General features: G+C 62.5%; 10 protein-coding genes. 7 read left to right on the top strand and 3 right to left on the bottom strand.

Annotated elements, in window-relative coordinates; translation table 11 throughout:
• Nucleotides 1-7: 7 nt before the first annotated feature.
• Nucleotides 8-1,012 carry an ABC transporter permease subunit gene (locus tag C5J26_RS22475; RefSeq protein WP_105403810.1) on the bottom strand — a complete coding sequence of 335 codons (1,005 nt, stop codon included), beginning with the start codon at nucleotides 1,010-1,012 and terminating at the stop codon, nucleotides 8-10.
• A gap of 156 nt (nucleotides 1,013-1,168) precedes the next feature.
• On the bottom strand, nucleotides 1,169-2,764 hold the full coding sequence (locus C5J26_RS22480; RefSeq protein ID WP_105403811.1) for an ABC transporter substrate-binding protein: 1,596 nt from the start codon (nucleotides 2,762-2,764) through the stop codon (nucleotides 1,169-1,171).
• Between the two features lie 528 nt (nucleotides 2,765-3,292).
• Here C5J26_RS22480 and C5J26_RS22485 point away from each other — a divergent pair.
• The 6 genes from C5J26_RS22485 to C5J26_RS32845 all read left to right on the top strand — a co-directional run bounded on the left by C5J26_RS22485 (nucleotide 3,293) and on the right by C5J26_RS32845 (nucleotide 10,027).
• Entirely contained in the window at nucleotides 3,293-4,726 is a 1,434-nt protein-coding gene (locus C5J26_RS22485) for a M20 family metallopeptidase (protein WP_105403812.1), read from the top strand.
• 133 nt (nucleotides 4,727-4,859) lie between these two features.
• Nucleotides 4,860-6,215: an aspartate aminotransferase family protein gene (locus C5J26_RS22490; RefSeq protein ID WP_105403813.1), complete on the top strand. Its 1,356-nt coding sequence runs from the start codon at nucleotides 4,860-4,862 to the stop codon at nucleotides 6,213-6,215.
• Nucleotides 6,216-6,290: 75 nt separating this feature from the next.
• Nucleotides 6,291-7,751: a cardiolipin synthase gene (gene cls, locus C5J26_RS22495; protein WP_105403814.1), complete on the top strand. Its 1,461-nt coding sequence runs from the start codon at nucleotides 6,291-6,293 to the stop codon at nucleotides 7,749-7,751.
• A 63-nt stretch (nucleotides 7,752-7,814) separates the two neighbouring features.
• Nucleotides 7,815-8,645 (top strand): endonuclease/exonuclease/phosphatase family protein, encoded by an 831-nt coding sequence (locus C5J26_RS22500; RefSeq protein ID WP_046637333.1) that lies wholly within the window; start codon nucleotides 7,815-7,817, stop codon nucleotides 8,643-8,645.
• An 89-nt stretch (nucleotides 8,646-8,734) separates the two neighbouring features.
• Nucleotides 8,735-9,709 (top strand): threonine/serine dehydratase, encoded by a 975-nt coding sequence (locus tag C5J26_RS22505; protein WP_105403815.1) that lies wholly within the window; start codon nucleotides 8,735-8,737, stop codon nucleotides 9,707-9,709.
• Between the two features lie 180 nt (nucleotides 9,710-9,889).
• Nucleotides 9,890-10,027 (top strand): hypothetical protein, encoded by a 138-nt coding sequence (locus C5J26_RS32845; protein WP_172746018.1) that lies wholly within the window; start codon nucleotides 9,890-9,892, stop codon nucleotides 10,025-10,027.
• A 98-nt stretch (nucleotides 10,028-10,125) separates the two neighbouring features.
• Here the strand turns inward: C5J26_RS32845 and C5J26_RS22510 are convergent, their stop codons facing one another.
• On the bottom strand, nucleotides 10,126-11,289 hold the full coding sequence (locus tag C5J26_RS22510; RefSeq protein WP_245441242.1) for a M20 aminoacylase family protein: 1,164 nt from the start codon (nucleotides 11,287-11,289) through the stop codon (nucleotides 10,126-10,128).
• Nucleotides 11,290-11,723: 434 nt separating this feature from the next.
• Here C5J26_RS22510 and C5J26_RS22515 point away from each other — a divergent pair, with 434 nt between their 5' ends.
• Nucleotides 11,724-20,228, top strand: coding sequence for a GH36-type glycosyl hydrolase domain-containing protein (locus C5J26_RS22515; protein WP_105403816.1), 8,505 nt, complete (start codon nucleotides 11,724-11,726; stop codon nucleotides 20,226-20,228).
• Nucleotides 20,229-20,237: the final 9 nt, after the last annotated feature.

Raw genomic sequence — 20,237 nt, forward strand, 5'->3', positions numbered from 1 at the left:
TGCCGGATCAGTGTCGGATTCTGGGGTTGATCAGGCCGTAGAGCAGATCAACGATGAGATTGACGAACATGATGATGGCCGCGATCAGGAGCAGGCCGCCCTGGATGACGGCGTAATCGCGGCGGAAGACGCTGTCGACCATCCACTTGCCGATGCCCGGCCAGGAGAAGATCGTCTCGGTCAGGATGGCGCCGGCGAGCATGACGCCGATCTGCAGGCCGATCGTGGTGATGACCGGGATCATGGCGTTGCGCAGCGCATGGATGCCGACGACGCGGAAGGGCGAGAGGCCCTTGGCGCGAGCGGTGCGGACATAATCTTCCGAGAGCACTTCCAGCATGGCGGAACGCGTCTGGCGTGCGATGACCGCGAGCGGAATGGTCGCAAGCACGATCGACGGCAGGGCGAGATGGCTGATCGCCGAGGCGAAGGCGCCCCTCTGTCCCGACAGCAGCGAATCGATCAGCATGAAGCCGGTGACCGGCGGGAAGAAGAACATCAGCGAGATGCGGCCGGAAACCGGGAACCATTGCAGGGTGCCGGAGAAGAGGATGATCAGCAGCAGGCCCCACCAGAAGATCGGCATCGAATAACCGACAAGCGCGATGCCCATCAGCCCCTGGTCGAAGATCGAGCCGCGCTTGATCGCGGCGATCACGCCGGCCGGGATGCCGAGCGCGACGGCGATGACGATGGCACAGAAGGAAAGCTCCACGGTCGCCGGAAACAGCGCCCAGAACTGGTCGAGGATCGGCTTCTTGGAAACGATCGACGACCCGAAATCGCCGGTCAGCACGCCGCCGAGATAATCGAAATACTGGACGACCAGCGGCCGATCCAAGCCGAGCTGGGCACTGATCTGGGCATGCCGCTCCGGCGACATGACGCGCTCGCCGGAAAGAAGCGCAACCGGATCACCCGGCAGAAGTCGGATAAATGAAAAAGCAATGATCGAGACCCCGATGAAAGTCGGGATCAACACGGCGATACGCCGCAACAGGAAGCCAAACATTCGAAACCTTCGTGGTTTTTGGTTCGTGGCCGATTCACGGTTTTGTCAAGCCATGAAGACGGCAATCGTGGCGTCTTCGCCAAATTTTGGCGTCTCATAAGAAAATGCCGCGGGAAACGCAACGCGTCCCGCGGCAAAATCGTCGTGAAGCAGAAGTTACTGCGCGATATCGACCGCTTCGAAGGTGAAGTCGCCGAGCGGGCTCTGGGTAAAGCCGGTCACGCCCTTGCGCATCGGTACGACCGAGAGGGAGTGATCGATGGTTGCCCAGGGAGCGTCCTTCTTGAAGATCGCCTGAGCCTGTTCGTAGAGCTTGGTGCGCTCGGCCAGGTCGGAGACGACCTTGGCCTTCTTCACCAGCGCGTCGAACTCCTTGTTGCACCACTGAGCGCGGTTGTTGCCGCCGACAGCATCGCAGCCGAGCAGCGTATCAAGGAAGTTGTCCGGATCGCCGTTGTCGCCGGTCCAGCCCATGATGGCGGCGCCATCGCGGTTCTTGTCCTTCGAACGCTGCAGGTATTCAGCCCATTCGAAGGAAACGATCTCGACCTTGACGCCGATCTTGGCGAAATCGTCCTGGATGATTTCGGCCGCGCGGCGGGCGTTCAGCATGTAGGGACGCGAAACCGGCATCGCCCAGACCTTCATGGAAAGGTCCTTGACGCCTGCGTCGGCGAGCATCTTCTTGGCCGCTTCGAGGTCGTAGGTGTCGTCCTGGGTGGCCTTGCTGTAGGACCACATGGTCGGCGGGATCGGGTTGACGGCAGGTGTCGCCATGCCCTGGAAGACGGAATCGACGATCGCCTTCTTGTTGATCGCCTTGTTCAGCGCCTTGCGGACTTCCAACTTGTCGAACGGAGCCTTGGTCGTGTTGTAGGCGAGATAGGCGACGTTCAGGCCTTCCTGCTCCAGAACCTGGAGGCTCGGATCAGCCTTCATGGCCTTCACATCGGCAGCGTTCGGATAGGGCATCAGGTGGCATTCGCCGGCCTTGAGCTTCTGGTAACGAACGGCAGCGTCGGTGGTGATCGCGAACACGAGGTCGTCGATCTTCGGAGCCGGGCCCCAGAAATCGGCGTTCTTCTTGAAGCGGATGACGGCGTCCTGCTGGTAGCCCACGAAGGTGAACGGACCGGTGCCGACCGGCATCTGGTTCAGCTGTTCCTTCTTGCCGGCCTTGTCGAGGCTGTCGGCATATTCCTTCGACACGATCGAGGCGAACGGCATAGCGAGGTTGGCGAGGAACGGTGCTTCCGGACGGTTGAGCGTGACCTTGACGGTCAGGTCGTCGACCTTCTCGATCGACTTGATGAGCTTCGGAAAGCCCATGCCGTCGGCATATTCCCAGGTCGCGCCGGAAATGTACTTGTTCCAGGCGTTCTTCTCGTCGATTTGGCGGCCGATCGAGAAGACGACGTCGTCGGCGTTCAGATTGCGGGTCGGCTTGAAGAAGTCGGTCGTCTGGAACTTGACGTTCGGACGCAGCTTGAAGGTGTAGACGGTGCCGTCAGCGGAAATCTCCCAGCTCTGGGCGAGGCCTGCTTCCGGCTGGGTGGTGCCCGACTTGAACTCGAGCAGGCGGTTGTAGATCGGATGCGCCGAAGCGTCGAAGGTCGTGCCGGCGGTATAGATGCCGGGGTCGAAGCCTTCCGGAGAACCTTCGGAGCAATAAACGAAGGTCTTGGCGCTGGCGCCGCTTGCGAAGAATGTTGCCGACAGCAGCGCTGCGGCAAGGGTGAGTTTGTATTTCATTTGGATCTCCCGATGACCTGTGGCCGGCTTATACGCCGTGCCCGGTGGATGTCTTCAGCTGGAATGGCGCTATATAGCGCCCAACGACTGGTATTCCCGTGTTCACCTCCTGGCCGGCGATATTTCGCTGCGGCCGGCCTACAAATGCGTTTCTCCTGGCGGGTCCGCGACGGCCTTCTGACCGTGCACGCCCCTGTTACCTGATTCCGATCAACGGCCTCCCGCCGTATCGAATTTCACGCCCGCGTCATTCTTTAGAAAATTTTCCACAAAATTGGCCAAATCTCGGTGCATTCTTATCGGTTTCGGCGCGGTTCGTAGATTTGCCTGCGGGCCGTGGCGCGGGAGCATAACGATTATGATCCGGTTGTCGAGATACTAACATTCGCGTATCAATCACATCCGTATTCCTTCCGCCCCATCCCTCCGCACAGCCTGTTTTTGCTGCAATGCCGCATTGCCATCGGCCAGGAATTGGCTACGGTTCGGGCCTTCCGACCAGCATAGATCTATCGAGGCAATGGTTTCATGACGACAGGCAATTCCAATCTCCCGCTCGTTTGGGATTTCATCGACCGCAAAAAAGAGGTCTTCACGGAACTCGCGGACCGCGTCTGGGAGACGCCGGAAACCTGCTACATGGAGACGCTTTCGGCTGCCGCGCATCGCGAGATGCTGGAGACCCAAGGCTTCAAGATCACCGAGAACGTCGCCGGCATTCCGACCGCGCTGATCGGCGAGGCAGGCGAGGGCGGTCCGGTGATCGCCTTTCTCGGCGAATACGATGCGCTGGCCGGTCTCAGCCAGAAGGCCGGCGTCACCCGGCATGACCCGACGACCCCAGGCGCCAACGGCCATGGCTGCGGCCACAATCTTCTCGGCTCCGCCTCGCTGCTGGCCGCGACCGCGCTGAAGGATTGGCTGGAAAAGACCGGCACGCCCGGCCGCGTGCGTTATTACGGCTGCCCGGCGGAAGAAGGCGGTGCCGCCAAGGCATTCATGGTGCGGGCCGGTGCCTTCGAGGATGTCGACATCGCGATCAGCTGGCATCCGAGCAATTTCGCCGGCGTGCAGCGGGAAACCTCGCTTGCCAACTGCCGGATCGACTTCACCTTCACGGGTCGCGCCGCGCATGCGTCGGCCGTGCCCGAACTCGGCCGCAGCGCGCTCGATGCCGTCGAACTGATGAGCGTCGGTGTCAATTATATGCGCGAGCACATGCCGTCCGAAAGCCGCATCCACTATGCGGTCCTGGACAGCGGCGGCATCTCGCCGAACGTCGTGCAGGCGCATGCCAAGGTGCGCTACGTCGTCCGCTCCGCGGATCTGCCCGGCCTTTTCACGCTGATCGAACGGGTCAAGAAGGTCGCCGAAGGGGCGGCGCTGATGACCGAGACCAAGGTCGAGAGCACGATCCTGGCCGGCGTCTCCAACCTCGTCGTCAATACGCCGCTGATGGACGTCATGCAGGACGTCTGGGACAGCATGGGCCCGCCGCCGTTCGACGCCGCGGATATCGAGTTTGCCGAACAGATCCGTGCCACGCTGACGCCGGAAGACATTGCCGCAAGCTGGAACCAGGAGCGCTTGGAACAGCGGGATATCCCGCTTGCCGACTTCATTCTGCCGGCGCACACCGAAAACCGCCAGATGGGCGGTTCGACGGATGTCGGCGATGTCAGCTGGGTGGTGCCGACCGTGCAGGCCTATGGCGCGACGCTCGCCGTGGGCACCCAGCTTCATACCTGGCAGGTGGTGGCGCAGGGCAAGAGCCCACTTGCCCACAAGGGCATGGTTTCCGTCGCCAAGGCGATGGCCGCGACCGGGCTGGCCGCCATGACAAGCGATCAGCTCCGCGAGGCGGCCTGGGCCGATCTCACGAAGCGGCGCAAGGGACAGGACTACAGAAGCCCCATTCCGGCCGGCGCCGAACCTCCGGTCGCGGCAATGACGCTGAAATGACCAAATAAACTGATCGACGCGTCAACTATTTTGAACGGTCGACCTCTCTGAAAACGGCGATTTGGGCTGTCCAATATCGCCGTTTCCGCCTATGAAATTTATGCGCCGTTGCGTGTCTCACAGGAGGTCCGTCGTGACTATTCAGCCCAATTCCATCGAAGCCCGGGACAAGGCTTACCAGCTCCACTCCTACACCAATGCCCGCGCGCTGGAGCGTGACGGATCGCTGGTGATCGACCGCGGCGAGGGCATCTATGTCTACGACGTGAACGGCAACAAATATATCGAAGGCATGGCCGGTCTTTGGAGCGTCGGCGTCGGTTTCGGCGAAAGCCGGCTCGTCGAAGCGGCCGCCAGGCAGATGGCGAAGCTCCCCTATTACCATACCTTTACGCTGCGCAGTCACGGCCCGTCGATCGATCTTGCCGAGAAGCTGATCCAGATGGCGCCGGTGCCGATGTCGAAGGCCTATTTCACCAATTCCGGTTCCGAGGCCAACGACACCGCCATGAAGATGGTCTGGTATCGCTCGAACGCGCTCGGCAAGCCGGAAAAGAAGAAGATCATTTCGCGCATCAAGGGCTATCACGGCGTCACGATCGCCAGCGCCAGCCTGACCGGCCTGCCGAACAACCACCGCTCCTTCGACCTGCCGCTCGCCGGCGTCTTCCACACGACCTGCCCGCATTACCGCGCCTTCAAACAGGAAAACGAGACGGAGGCAGCCTTCGTCGAGCGCTGCGCCAAGGACCTCGAAGACCTGATCCTCAGGGAAGGCCCGGAAACCGTCGCCGCCTTAATCGGCGAGCCGGTCATGGGGGCGGGCGGCGTCATCGTCCCGCCGGCCGGTTACTGGGATGCGATCCAGAAGGTACTCAGGAAATACGATATCCTGCTGATCGCCGACGAGGTGATATGTGGTTTCGGGCGCACCGGCGAGATGTTCGGCACCACGACCTATTCCCTGCAGCCGGACATCATGACGCTGTCGAAGCAGATTTCGTCGTCCTACCAGCCGATCTCGGCGCTGCTGATCAACGAGAACGTCTACGGGCCGCTTGCCGACGAATCGGCGAAGATCGGCACGTTCGGCCATGGCGTGACCGCGGCCGGCCACCCGGTCGCCGCGGCGGTCGCGCTGGAAAACCTGGCGATCATCGAAGAACGCGATCTCGTCGGCAATGTCCGGGCGCTGGCGCCGAAGTTCCAGAGCCGGCTGAAGGCGCTGGAAAGCCATCCGCTGGCGATCGAAGCGCGCGGCGTCGGCCTCATCGGTGCCCTGGAACTGAAGCCACGCGACGGTTTCGCGGCCGGCCAGCTCGGCCCCAAGCTGCTGGCGATCATGCTCGAAAAAGGCCTGATCTCACGGGCGATCGGCGACTCGCTGGCGCTCTGCCCGCCGATGATCATCAACGAGCAACAGATCGACACGATCTTCGACACGTTCGAAGCCTCGCTCGAGGTCTTCGAGAAGCAGCTCGCCGCCTGATACCTGCCGGAGCCGCGCTAACCTATTGGTGCGGCTCCGATTGCGATTGCGCGAAGCGCGCCTATATTGCTCGCCATGCTCGATCTCATCGAACCCTACTGGCCGCATATCCTCTTCGTTTTGTCGGTCCTGATGGGGGCCGCAGCTGCGATTCACGCAGCGATGACCAAGGAAGAAGTCCGCTCGGCGATCGGCTGGGTCGGCGTCATCGTTCTGTCTCCGATCGTCGGCGCGCTGCTTTACCTGGTCGCCGGGATTAACCGCATCCGCCGATCGGTGATCAGCGACCGCCGCGCGCTGCTGCAGGGAGAAATCCGCGCGCATGTGGTTTCCTACGACGCGACGAACAACCTGATCATCGAGGATTTCGGACACCGTTTCCGGGCGATGAAGACGCTCGGCGACCGGGTGACGCGCCACCGGCTGACGACCGGCAATACGATCGTCGCGCTCGATACCGGCGACGAAGCCTATGGGGCGATGCTGAAGGCGATCGCCAAGGCGAAACGCAGCCTCATTCTCGAGACTTATATCTTCGACCGGGACAGGATCGGCATCCGGTTCGCGGAAGCCCTGATTGCCGCGGTCAAGCGCGGCGTCGAGGTGCGTGTGCTGATCGATGCGGTGGGTGCCCGATATTCGGTTCCGAGCGTGCTCGGCATGCTGAGAGACGGGGGTGTCACCGCCGATGTCTTCAACGGCAACGTCATCATGGGGCTGCGGCTGCCTTATGCGAACCTGCGCACCCACCGGAAGATCCTGGTCATCGACGGCCGGGTGGCGTTTACCGGCGGCATGAACATCCGGGAAGGGTTTTCGAGCGAATTCAGTGGCAACAAATGTTCATTCGACACCCATTTCAAGGTAACCGGGCCGGTTGTCGCCGACCTGTTTGCAATTGCCGCCGCCGATTGGCGATATGCCGCCGACGAGGCGTTGGAGGGCGCGGCTTGGGCGCTGCAGGCGCCGGAGACGGAGGCCGGTTCGCCGGTCATCATGCGCGCCGTTTCTTCCGGACCCGACCGGAGCGTCGAGACGAACCACAAGATGCTGATGGGCGCGTTTTCCGTGGCGCGCTCCTCGATCCGCATCGTGTCGCCCTATTTCCTGCCGGACCGCGAACTGATCACCGCGCTCGTCACGGCTGCCCGGCGCGGGGTGGAGGTCGATATCGTCGTGCCGACCGCCAACAATCTCGTTCTGGTCGATCGGGCGATGACCGCCCAGTTCGACCAGATGCTGAAGAACTACTGCCGGATTTGGCGGGCATCCGGCCCGTTCAACCACTCCAAGCTTCTGGTGATCGATGGGCGCTGGGCCTATGTCGGTTCCTCGAACCTCGATCCGCGATCGCTCCGGCTCAATTTCGAGGTCGATCTCGAAGTCCTGGACTGCCCTTTCGCGGAAGCTTTGGAACGAAGGATAGACCTGGCCATTTCTTCCGCAACCGAAGTGACGCTCGATGGGTTGATGGCAAGGCCCTTCCTCGTGCGCCTCATCGAACGCGTGTTCTGGCTTGGCTCACCCTATCTCTAGTTGCTGGATAGATGGGCCGCTTGCCCTATAAATTTCATTGATCGGCGAATAGTCAAAAGAACCATGCGGGAAAAACGTCCCAATCTTCCAAAAAGCATTCTGGCTTCCATCCGGGCTCGAAGGAACCGCGGCGCCGGAACGCATGAGGGGCGCGAACGCGGCCACGGCATGCTGATCGCCTCCTACAACGTTCACAAATGCGTAGGTATCGACGGCAGGTTCGATCCCGCCCGCACCAGCCATGTGATCCGCGAGATCGGCGCCGATGTGATCGCGCTGCAGGAAGCGGATTCCCGGTTCGGCGAGCGGCGTGGCCTGCTCGACCTCGCGTGGATGGAGCGGGAGACGGGGCTTTTCCCGGTGCCGGTTTCCGGTGTCGCCAAGGCGCATGGCTGGCATGGCAATGTGATCCTCTTTCGCGAAGGCCTGGTGCGCGACGTTCATCAGGTCAAGCTGCCGGGGCTCGAGCCGCGCGGCGCCTTGATCACCGAACTGGAACTCAAGGACGGCAGCGCATTTCGGATCATCGCGGCCCATCTCGGCCTGCTCAACCGTTCGCGTCAGCAGCAGGCCCGCATGATCCTCGACATTCTGCGTTCGCGTGACGAGCAGCCGACCGTGCTCATGGGCGACCTCAACGAATGGCGGCTTGGCGACCGCTCTTCCCTGAATACGCTTGCGACCGTGTTCGGTCTCCCGGCTGCGGTGCCGAGTTTTCCGTCGCGCCTGCCCGTCTTGGCCCTCGATCGCATCATGGCGAACCAGCCCGGGCTGATCGATGCCGTCGAAACCCATGACAGCCCGCTTGCGCGGCTTGCGTCCGACCACCTGCCCATCAAGGCGGTGGTGAAGCTCGGTTCCCTGCCGTTGTCCCAAGGCGCGGAAGCCGGCTGAGCCGATCCTTTTCCGGTCTTTACCGAAACGGAAACCGCCGATAGGTTTGCGGCCTCACCGCCTCGCCCCTCCGAAACGGAATTCCCCGCATGACCGATATCGCCATGATCGAAGCCGCCCGTGCCCGTCTCGATGGTCACGTGCGTCGCACCCCGCTATTGTCCTCGCCCTTCCTCGACGACATCGCCGGGCGACGCATCTTCGTGAAGCCGGAATGCCTGCAGCACACCGGTTCGTTCAAGTTTCGCGGCGCCTGGTCGGCGATCTCGGCGCTGTCGCCCGACGTCCGGGCCAAGGGCGTGATCGCCTTCTCGTCGGGCAACCATGCCCAGGGCGTGGCGCTGGCGGCGAGGATGCACGGCATTCCGAGCGTGATCATCATGCCGTCCGATGCGCCGCGCATCAAGATCGAGAATACCCGCGCCTATGGCGCCGACGTCGTGCTCTATGACCGCCTCAACGAGGATCGCGATGTGATCGGCGCGCGGCTGTCGCAGGAGCGCGGCCTGACGCTGATCAAGCCGTTCGACGAGCCGCTGGTGATCGCCGGCCAGGGCACGACCGGGCTCGAAATCGCCGAACAGGCCAGGGAGGAAGGCATCGAGAAGGCCGACGTGCTGGTGCCGACGGGCGGCGGCGGCTTCATTTCCGGCGTCGCGCTGGCATTGAACGCCAAGGCGCCGGAGTTTGTCGTCCACCCCTGCGAACCGCAAGGCTTCGACGACGTGACGCGGTCGCTGGCCTCCGGAAAGATCGAGCGCAATGCGACCCAGGGCGGCTCGCTCTGCGATGCGATCGTCACGCCGCAGCCCGGCAACATCACCTTCCCGATCATGTCGCGGCTTTGCGGCGCGGGTCTCGTGGTGACCGACGACGAAGCGTTGCATGCGGTGGCGCTTGCTTTCAGCCGGCTGAAGATCGTCGTGGAACCCGGTGGCGCGGTGGCATTGGCGGCCGCTCTTTTCCATGGAGAGACGCTGGGCGATACGGTGATTGCCGTCTGCTCGGGCGGCAATATCGACCCGGATATCTTCCGTTTGGCGCTGGATCGTTTCGGCGCCTGAAGGGCTCGCAAGGGGCTTGGGTATAATAAACCGTTAAACACCCGGATGGGCCGTTAAGAAAAAAGGATTTTCTACGGAACTGGTGGCAGCTTGGAACATTATCTCTATCGGCTTGGTAGAGATAAGCTAGGATAAGCCGAACGTCCGAAAAGGGCGAGAGCAGAACCCGGGAGACATCCAATGCGTCATATTGAGCATCAGACACGGTCTTTCGCAAACCGCGGTATCGCGGGCAAATGGCAATGGGCGGCGAATACCGTCCTGGTGACGGCAGCCTTCATCTTCGTCGGCGCCGTGACACTCGGCCTTTTCCCCTGAGGCCTTCAGGCTTCGCCTTTTGAAATTCGGGCTTGGTCCCCCAAGACCGAAAACACCTCCCGCGCCTTGCTGCCCGGGAGGTGTTTTCGTTTAAGGGACTATTTCGCCGGGAGATAGGCTTCGGCAAGCTCCACCCAGAAGCTCGTTCCGATCGGCAGTGCGTCGTCGTTGAAGTCGAAACGCGGGTGGTGCAGCGGCGGATCCTTGTCGGTGCGCCTGGTGCCGAGCAGGAAATAGGTGCCCGGCCGCTCGGCCAGCATATAGGCGAAATCCTCGGCGCCCATGGACGGGCGAGGCAGGTCGACGACCTTGTCCTCGCCGACGACACGACGGGCGAGATCGCGGACGAAATCCGTTTCCGCCTTGTGGTTGACGGTCGCCTCGTAGCCGCGCTTGTAATCGAGCGTGACGCTCATGCCGTAGCTGGCGGCCTGGCCTTCGGCGACCATCCGGATGCGCCTTTCCAGCTCGTTGCGGACGTCCGGGTCGAAGGAGCGGATGGTGAGCAGCATTTCCGCCCGCTCGGGAATGACGTTGCTCGCCATGCCGGCATGGAAGGCGCCGACGGTGATCACCATCTGGTCGAGCGGGTGGATGTTGCGCGAGGCGATCGTCTGCAGCGCCATGATGATGCTCGCACCGCAGACGATCGGATCCGACGTATCCTGCGGCTCGGCGCCGTGGCCGCCGTGGCCATTGACCGTGATGCGGCATTCGTCGACCGCCGCCATCATCGGGCCCTCCTTGACGCCGATCTGCCCAAAGGCGAGGCTGGGATCGTTGTGCAGGCCGAACACGGCATCGCATGGGAAGCGCTCGAACAGGCCGTCCTCGATCATCAGTCTGGCGCCGCCGAAATTCTCCTCCGCCGGCTGGAAGATCAGATGGATCGTGCCGTCGAAATTCTTCCTCTCGGCAAGGATTTTAGCGGCACCCAGCAGCATCGCGGTGTGGCCGTCATGGCCGCAGGCATGCATCAGGCCCTTGTTCCTGCTTGCATATTCGGCGCCGGTCTCTTCCTCGATCGGCAGTGCGTCCATATCGGCGCGGATGCCGATCGACCGGCCGCCGGTGCCGTTCTTCAACGTGGCGACAACGCCCGTCTTGCCGAGGCCGCGGGTGACTTCATATCCGAGGTCCGTGAGCTGCCTGGCGACGAAATCGGATGTGTTGAACTCCGACAGGCCGAGCTCCGGATATTGATGAAGGTAACGGCGAGTGGCCACCACATCGGCCATGTCATTGGAAAACTGGATCGTCATTGCTCAAAACACCGAAAGTTCGATTGGATTGGTTGCGGGGCACGACGAGATCGCCCTTGTGTCATGAGATGAATAGCAGCGCGGCCCTTGGAAGGTAACCCTCGGTGTTAAATTTTGCTCGGTTGGGTTGCCGCAAGACGTTCTGGCGCGCCTGTTGCGCAAGTGCGGAATTCCTCGAATTATCAAGGGCCTGCTTCCGTTCAGGTTTCATTCAGGCTAGGCTCGATAGAGCCGGAATATGTGTCAATCCGCAGGAAGTGAGCAATAGATTCCAGTCAGTCATTTGCAATATCCGGACTGCTCTCTATTTCCCATCCTCGCGGGCTTGCATCCTGCCGGTCACCATAATCCAAATGATGACTGGCGCTTCCGATGCAGGCCGAGTAAGGCGAGGCCGACAAACCCCTCAGAGTTTTCAGCAGAAGCCCGTATCCATGTCATTTCACACTCCGCCGTCAGCTTCCTCGCGCGAAACCGAAGCCAAGCAGATCGATCACAACGATTCGATCCGCTCGACCTATTTCAACATCGATGCATTGCGGGAATGCGGCGAGAAACTCGGCAAGGAGGGCACGCCCAGCTTGCCGGGCCTGATGGAGTTCGAGTTCTTCAAGCGGCATCATGAAAACGAGAAGGAAATCCTGCGGGTCTATCGGGCGACTGCGACCGACGTCGATGCCGGCGCGTCGATCACGCCCGCCGCCGAATGGCTGCTCGACAATTATTACATCGCCGAAGAGGCGATCCAGGAAGTCCGCCGCGACTTCCCGAAAAAATTCTTCCGCCAGTTGCCCACGATGACGGTCGGCGGCCAGGAATTGCCGCGTGTGCTGGTGCTCGCCTGGCTCTATGTCGCCCATACGCACAGCAGCGTTTCCCGCGAGGCGCTGGCCGCCATGGTCCAGGGTTTCCAGGTCAAGGAACCGCTCGAGATCGGCGAACTCTGGGCGCTGCCCTCGTTCATCCGTTTCGTGCTGATCGAGAACCTGCGCCGCATCGCGACCCGCGTCGATCGCTCGCGCAACATGCGCCGCCGCGCCAACGAGACGGCCGACGAGATCATCCGTCTCAATAACGAGGAGGCGAGCGCCGATGTCCTGAAGGGCATCGAGAGCCTGACGAACGACAATACGTTCACGGCACAGTTCCTCTATCGCCTTCGCAACGCCTCGCAGACATCGGGGTTTGCCGTCGCCTGGCTCGAGCAGCGTCTCGAACAGGCGGGCACCGACGTCGAAGAGGTGATGCTCGCCGAGCAGAACCGCCTTTCGTCTGGCAACGTGACGATGGGCAACATCATCAAGAGCCTGCGCGAGATCGACGACACGGAGTGGAGCGTCTGGTTCGAAGACGTCTCGCAGATCGACAAGATCTTCCGCCTGCGCACCGATTATCAGGCGCTCGATTTCGGCTCGCGCAACGCCTATCGCAACCGTATCGAACAGATTGCCCGCCGCTCCCGCAAGAGCGAGGCCGAGGTTGCGGAAGCTGCCATCCAGCTCGCCGAAAAGGCGTCGGCGGAAGAAAATGCCGATCCGCGCGAGACCAATGTCGGCGCCTTCGTCGTCGGCCGTCGCCGCCGGGAGCTGGAAGCGGCAGTCGGTTACAATCTGCTGTTCGTCCAGAAGGTTGTCCGTCTCGTCCGCCGCCTCAACTGGTTTGCAATCGCCGGCCCGGTCATCCTCATTACCGTTCTCGCGATGGCGATTGCGGGCTGGTTCCTGGTGCAGGCGGATATTCCGCTGCCGGTCGTCTTCTTCTTCCTGCTGATGTTTGCGCTGCCGGCTTCCGAAGGCGCAACCGGCCTGTTCAACACGCTGGTGACCTATGTAGTCAGGCCGGCACGGCTGGTCGGCTACGAATTCAAGGAAGGCATTCCGGAAGCGGCCAGGACGCTGGTTGCCGTACCCTGCCTGATCACCGACCGCGACACCGTGGACGAACTCGTCCGCAACCTCGAAGTCCATTATCTCGCCAATCCGCATGGCGAGATCTATTTCTCGCTGCTCAGCGACTGGCGCGACAGCAAGTTCGAGGAAACCGATACCGATCTCGAAATCCTCGACTATGCGAAGCGCGAGATCGCGGCGCTCAACGCCAAGTATGGAGAAGACGGCAGGGTGCGTTTCTATCTGCTGCATCGCCGCCGCCTGTTCAATCCCGCCGAAGGCGCATGGATGGGCTGGGAGCGCAAGCGCGGCAAGCTGCATGAGCTCAACATGCTGCTGCGTGGCGATCGTGATACCAGCTATCTTACGGGCGCCAACACCGTTCCGCCGAACGTCCAGTACGTCATGACGCTCGATGCCGATACCCGCCTGATGCGCGATGCGGTGACCAAGCTCGTCGGCAAGATGCACCACCCGATCAACCAGCCGGTGCTCGATCCGAAAACCAATCGCGTCATCCACGGCTATGGTCTGATGCAGCCGCGCGTGACGCCGTCGCTGACGACCGGCAAGGAAGCTTCGGTCTTCCAGCGCGTCTTCTCCGTAGGCCGCGGTCTCGACCCCTACGTCTTCACCGTCTCCGACGTGTATCAGGACCTGACCGGCGAAGGCAGCTTCACCGGCAAGGGCCTCTATCACGTCGATGCCTTCGAGGCCTCGCTCAAGGGCCGGATCGACGAGAATTCGGTCCTCTCGCATGACCTTCTCGAAGGTTCGTTCGCACGCTGCGCTCTCGTCACCGACGTGGAACTGGTCGAGGACTTCCCGGTCCGCTACGAGGTCGAAGTCTCGCGCCAGCATCGCTGGGCCCGCGGCGATTGGCAGCTCCTGCCCTACATCCTCGATCCCAAGCGCGGCGTGACCGCGCTCGGCCGCTGGAAGATGGTCGACAACCTGCGCCGATCGCTGACCCCGATCGCCTGGTTCTTCGCTTCCGTGCTCGGCTGGTACTTCATGGATCCGCTCGGCGCGCTGATCTGGCAGATCCTGCTGATCTTCTCGCTGTTCGTCGCGCCGACCCTCAGCCTGGTCACCGGCCTCCTGCCGGGCTCCACCGACATCGTTCCGGGCGCGCATTTCTATTCGGTCTGGTCGGACATGCGTTCCGCCAATGCGCAGGTCGCGCTCCGCGTCGTCTTCATCGCGGATTCCGCCTGCATCATGACCGATGCGATCGCCCGGTCTCTCTACCGTCTGTTCTTCAGTCGCAAGCTGATGCTGGAATGGCGCACCGCCGCGTCGATCCAGTCAAGCGCGCAAGGGAGCCCGCAGGATTATTACAAGACGATGTGGCATGCGCCGGCGATCGCCGTGCTCAGCATCATCCTGGCGGCCATGCCGGGCGACAACGCGTTCCTGGTCGGCATCCCGTTCGCCGTGCTGTGGATATTCTCACCGCTCGTCGCCTGGTATGTCAGCCAGTCGGCCGAGACCGAAGACCGGCTGTTCGTGCCGGAGCCCGTGTCGGTCGAATTGCGCAAGATCGCCCGCCGCACCTGGCGGTATTTCGAGACCTTCGTGACCGCGGAGCAGAACTACCTGCCGCCGGACAATTTCCAGGAGAAGCCGAACCCGGTCATCGCCAAGCGCACGTCGCCGACCAATATCGGCGTCTATCTGCTGTCGACGATCTCGGCGCGGCATTTCGGCTGGATCAGCTTCACCGACACGATCGAGCGCATCGAGCAGACGATCTCGGCGGTTGAAAGAGCCGACAAGTTCCGCGGCCACATGTACAACTGGTATCATACCGACACGCTGCAGCCGCTGATGCCTCGCTACGTCTCGTCGGTCGACAGCGGCAACTTCGCCGGCCATCTGATCGCCATCTCGTCGGCCTTGCGCATCTGGGCCGAGGCTCCTTCCGCGCACCTTCAGGGCAATCTCGACGGCATCGGCGACGTTTGCGGCATTCTGGCCGAAACGCTGAAGGCTCTGCCGGACGACCGCAAGACCGTGCGCCCGCTGCGTCGCCGTCTGGAAGAACGTATCGTCGGCTTCGGCAACGCGCTTGCCGCGGTGAAGCGCGAGCATGAATTCGCCTCGATCCGGATCATCAACCTCGCCGTGCTTGCCCGCGACATCCAGAAGCTCGCGGTCAACCTCGACCAGGAAGTCCGTTCGGCGCAGAGCGACGAAGTTACCCGCTGGACGGCGTCTCTCGTCGCCGCCTGCGAGGCGCATATCGCCGATAGCGTCTTCGACAATGCCAATATCGAATCGCTGCGGGAGCGGCTCGGCGTGTTGCGCGACCGAACCCGCCGCCTCGCTTTCGCGATGGATTTCAGCTTCCTGTTCCGCAAGGAGCGCCGCCTTCTGTCGATCGGCTATCGTGTCGAAACCAACGAGATCGACGAAGCCTGCTATGACCTGCTCGCATCCGAAGCGCGTCTGACCAGCCTGTTCGGGATTGCCAAGGGCGACCTGCCGACCGAGCACTGGTACAAGCTTGGCCGCCAGGTGGTGCCGATCGGTGCGCGAGGCGCCCTGGTATCCTGGTCCGGCTCGATGTTCGAATACCTCATGCCGCCGCTCGTCATGCAGGAGCGCCAGGGGGGCATTCTCAACCAGACCAACAATCTGATCGTGAAGGAACAGATGAACCACGGCCGCCGCCTCGGCACGCCATGGGGCATCTCGGAAGCGGCGTTCAACGCTCTCGACCATCAGATGTATTATCAATATTCGAACTTCGGGGTGCCGACGCTCGGCCTCAAGCGCGGTCTCGGGCAGAACGCCGTCATCGCTCCCTATGCGTCGATCCTGGCCAGCCAGTACGACCCGATCGCCGCCTCGGAAAACCTCACAGAACTACGCTCGCTCGGAGCGCTCGGGGTGTTCGGCTTCTACGACGCGGTGGATTTCACGCCGACCCGCGTGCCGGAAGGCAAGCGCTATGCGGTGGTGTTCAACTATTATGCCCACCACCACGGCATGTCGATCGCCGCGATCGCCAACGTCGTGATGAACGGCTTGCTGCGCGAGCTCTTCCATTCCGACCCGACCATCGAGGCTGCCGAACTGCTTCTGCAGGAAAAGGCGCCGCGCGATATTCCGGTGATGAGCGCCAAGCACGAAGAAACCCCCGGCAAGGGCCAGGGCGAACTGTTGCGCTCGGAAATCCGCACCATCACCAACCCGGCCACCAAGGACCGGGAGCTGGCGCTGCTCTCCAACGGTCACTACTCGGTCATGCTGACCGCGACCGGCTCGGGATACTCCCGCTGGAACGGACTGTCTGTCGCCCGCTGGAAGCCCGACCCGACCGAAGATCGCTGGGGCCAGTTCCTGTTCCTGCGCGACACCACGAACGGCGAATGGTGGTCTGCCACCGCCGAGCCGCGCCGTATCGAAGGCGAGAAGACCAGGGCGATCTTCTCCGACGAACGGGCGGAATTCCACAAGACCGTCGGCGACCTCACGAGCACGGTCGAGTGCATCGTCGCCAGCGAACACGATGCCGAAGGCCGCCGCCTGACGCTGCTCAACATGGGTACCGAGGATCGCTTCATTGAAGTGACCTCCTATATGGAGCCCGTGCTGACCACCGAGGACGACGACAACGCCCACCCTGTCTTCCAGCGGATGTTCGTTCGCACGGAAATCGGCCGCCGCGGCGACGTCATCCGTGCATGGCGTAACAAGCGCGCGCCGAACGAGCCGGACATGGTGATCGCCCATCTGGCCGCCGACAATGCCGGTTCGGCTCGCCCGACCGAATTTGAGACCGACCGCCGCAAGTTCCTCGGCCGCGGCCGCACGCTTTCGGAAGCTGCAGCCTTCGATCCCGGCGCGACGCTGTCGGGTACAGACGGCTTCACGCTCGATCCCATCCTGTCGCTGCGCCGCGTCGTACGGGTGCCAGCCGGCAAGAAGGTGAGCGTCATCTTCTGGACGATCGCAGCGCCCAAGCGCGAGGAGCTCGATCAGGCGATCGAACGTTATCGCCATCCGGATGCCTTCCAGACCGAGCTCACGCAGGCCTGGACGCGCACGCAGGTGCAGATGCGCCATCTCGGCGTCTCGTCGCAGGATGCGGCCGCGTTCCAGCATCTGGCGCGCTATCTCATCTATCCAGACATGCAGCTGCGCGCCGACCAGGCGACCATCCACGCCGGCATGCAGCAGCAGTCGTCGCTCTGGCCCTCGTCTGTTTCGGGAGACTTCCCGATCTTCACGCTGCGCATCAACGACGACAACGACATGCCGGTCGCCAAGGAAGCGATGAGCGCCCAGGAATATCTGCGCTCGCGCGGCGTCGTCACCGATCTCGTGATCTTCAACGAGCGGGCGGCCTCCTACGCGCAGGAAATGCAGCAGGCGCTCGAACATCTCTCCGAGAGCGCCCGCCGCCTCAGCCAGCAGGAAGGCCAGCGCCAGCACGTATTCTCGCTGCGCCGCGACATCATGGATGACGAAGGTTCGGAAGGCCTGATCGCCGCATCCCGCGTGGTTCTGCACGCCCGCAACGGCAAGATCAGCGACCAGCTCAACCGCACGGCAACGATCTTCGCGCCGCCGAAGGACCAGCAGATCGAGGTCGATCGTCGTCCGCTGCTGAACGGCGAGATCTTCCAGCCTCCGGCTCCGATCGAGGCACCGGCGGATCTCGACTTCTGGAACGGTTTCGGCGGTTTCACCAAGGACGGCAGCGAATATGTGGTGCGCCTGCACGGCGGCCAGTCGACGCCGCAGCCGTGGATCAACATCATCTCCAACGATAAGTTCGGCTTCCACATTTCGGCGGAAGGTTCAGGCTTCACCTGGGCCAAGAACTCCCGCGACTATCAGCTGACGACCTGGACCAACGACATGGTCATCAACCGCCCCGGCGAGGCATTCTATATCGCTGACCGGGATAACGGCGCTGTCATGACGCCGTTCGCGGTTCTGTCGCGCAAGCCGGAGGTCAAGTTCGAGGCCCGACATGGCCTTGGTTACTCCGTTTTCTCGAGCGAAGAAGAAGGCCTGAAGATCAGGCTGACCCAGACGGTCGACAGGACACGGGCGGCCAAGGTCTCGTCCATCCTCCTCCATAACGGCGGTTCGGAAACCCGCAGGCTGCGCGTCTACGGTTATGTGGAATGGCTGCTCGGCGCCAATCCGGCCCGCTCCATCCCGTTCATTCTCTCCAGCCGCGACGAGGAAACGGGGACGCTCTTTGCCACCAACTCCTACAGCATCGACTACCGCCGCTTCGCCTTCATGGGCATGAAGGAGACGCCGGTCGGCTTCACGGCGAGCCGCCGCGAATTCATCGGCCGTTTCGGTTCGGTCCAGATGCCGGCGGCGGTGATGTCCGCTTCCGCGCTCAGCAACGCTCTCGATCTCGACGGCGACCCCTGCGCGGCGCTCGCCTACGACATCGAGCTTGCGCCGGGCGAAGAGCGGACGGTGACCTTCTATCTCGGCGATGCCGATACGAAGGAAGAGGCTCAGGCGCTGGCGGCCCAGTTGCGCGGGGAGGAGTTCGCTCCGATCCTCGAGGCGAACCGCGACTTCTGGACCGGCTTTACCGGCCGCCTGAAGATCTCGACGCCGGACAAGTCGCTCGACAACATGGTCAACCACTGGCTGCCCTACCAGGCGCTCGGCTGCCGCATCATGGCCCGCACCGCCTTCTATCAGGCATCCGGCGCCTTCGGCTTCCGCGATCAGCTGCAGGATACCTTGGCCTTCCTGGTGCACGAGCCGTCGCTCGCCCGCCGCCAGATCGTCAATGCGGCTTCGCGGCAGTTCAGGGAAGGCGATGTGCTGCACTGGTGGCTGCCCGGCTCCGGCGCCGGCGTCCGGACGATGATCTCCGACGACGTCGTATGGCTCGCCTACGGTATCCATCAGTATGTCTCGGTAACCGGCGATGCATCGCTGCTCGACGAGGAGCTGGCGTTCATCGATGGTCCGGTTCTCGAAAAGAACAAGCACGACTCCTTCTTCCAGCCGACGGTGTCGACCGAGACCGCCACCCTTTACGAGCATGCGGCAAGGGCGCTGGACCTGGCGATCACGCGCACCGGGGACAAGGGCCTGCCGCTCATCCTCGGCGGCGACTGGAATGACGGCATGAACCGCGTCGGCATCGGCGGCCGCGGCATGAGCGTATGGCTCGGCTGGTTCCTGGCCGCAGCATTGCGCAACTTCCTGCCCTATGCGGAAGCCCGCAAGGACAAGAAGCGCATCCAGCGCTGGACGGATCATATCGAGACGCTCAAGCAGGCGCTTGAAAAGGCCGGCTGGGACGGCACCTATTATCGCCGTGGCTATTTCGACGACGGCTCACCGCTCGGCTCGAGCACCAGCGACGAATGCCGCATCGACTCGCTTGCCCAGTCCTGGAGCGTGCTCTCGGGCGAAGGCGATCCGGAACGTGCCGCCCAGGCCATGGATGCGGTGCTCGAAAAGCTCGTCGACAACCAGGCCGGCATCATCCGCCTGTTTACGCCGCCGTTCCAGGATACCCGCAAGGATCCGGGCTATATCAAGGCCTATCCGCCGGGTGTTCGTGAAAACGGCGGCCAGTATACCCATGCGGCGATCTGGGTCGTGCTGGCTCTGGCAGCGCTGAAGCGGGGCGACGATGCCTGGAAGTGCTTCCAGATGCTGAACCCGATCAACCATGCGCTGGACCGCGACTCGGCCGAGACCTATCGCGTCGAACCCTATGTGGTCGCGGCCGATGTCTATGGTCACGGTTCCCATACCGGCCGCGGCGGCTGGACCTGGTATACGGGTTCTGCGGGCTGGCTCTACCGTGCGGCGACCGAGGGCATCCTCGGCATCCGCCGCCAGGGCGACCGGCTGTTCGTCAATCCGGCGCTGCCGACCGATTGGGATGGCTTTACCGCCGAGCTGACCATCGACGACACGGTGCACAAGATCACCGTCGAAGGCGGCAAGGTCACGATCGACGGTCAAGCGGTCAATGAAACGGAAGGTTTCCTTCTTGCCGGAGCCACTGCCAAGCGTCTGCCGGAACCGGCCAGTAGCTGAGACCTCGGG

This window comes from Neorhizobium sp. T7_12 (genome assembly GCF_002968535.1).
GTDB lineage: Bacteria > Pseudomonadota > Alphaproteobacteria > Rhizobiales > Rhizobiaceae > Neorhizobium > Neorhizobium tomejilense.

What these genes read in the sequence shown, in the direction of transcription:
- C5J26_RS22510 (WP_245441242.1), bottom strand. Translation starts at nt 11,289, where the DNA reads ATGACGATCCAGTTTTCCAATGACATGGCCGATGTGGTGGCCACTCGC.
- C5J26_RS32845 (WP_172746018.1), top strand. Translation starts at nt 9,890, where the DNA reads ATGCGTCATATTGAGCATCAGACACGGTCTTTCGCAAACCGCGGTATC.
- C5J26_RS22475 (WP_105403810.1), bottom strand. Translation starts at nt 1,012, where the DNA reads ATGTTTGGCTTCCTGTTGCGGCGTATCGCCGTGTTGATCCCGACTTTC.
- C5J26_RS22505 (WP_105403815.1), top strand. Translation starts at nt 8,735, where the DNA reads ATGACCGATATCGCCATGATCGAAGCCGCCCGTGCCCGTCTCGATGGT.
- C5J26_RS22515 (WP_105403816.1), top strand. Translation starts at nt 11,724, where the DNA reads ATGTCATTTCACACTCCGCCGTCAGCTTCCTCGCGCGAAACCGAAGCC.
- cls (WP_105403814.1), top strand. Translation starts at nt 6,291, where the DNA reads ATGCTCGATCTCATCGAACCCTACTGGCCGCATATCCTCTTCGTTTTG.
- C5J26_RS22480 (WP_105403811.1), bottom strand. Translation starts at nt 2,764, where the DNA reads ATGAAATACAAACTCACCCTTGCCGCAGCGCTGCTGTCGGCAACATTC.
- C5J26_RS22500 (WP_046637333.1), top strand. Translation starts at nt 7,815, where the DNA reads ATGCGGGAAAAACGTCCCAATCTTCCAAAAAGCATTCTGGCTTCCATC.
- C5J26_RS22485 (WP_105403812.1), top strand. Translation starts at nt 3,293, where the DNA reads ATGACGACAGGCAATTCCAATCTCCCGCTCGTTTGGGATTTCATCGAC.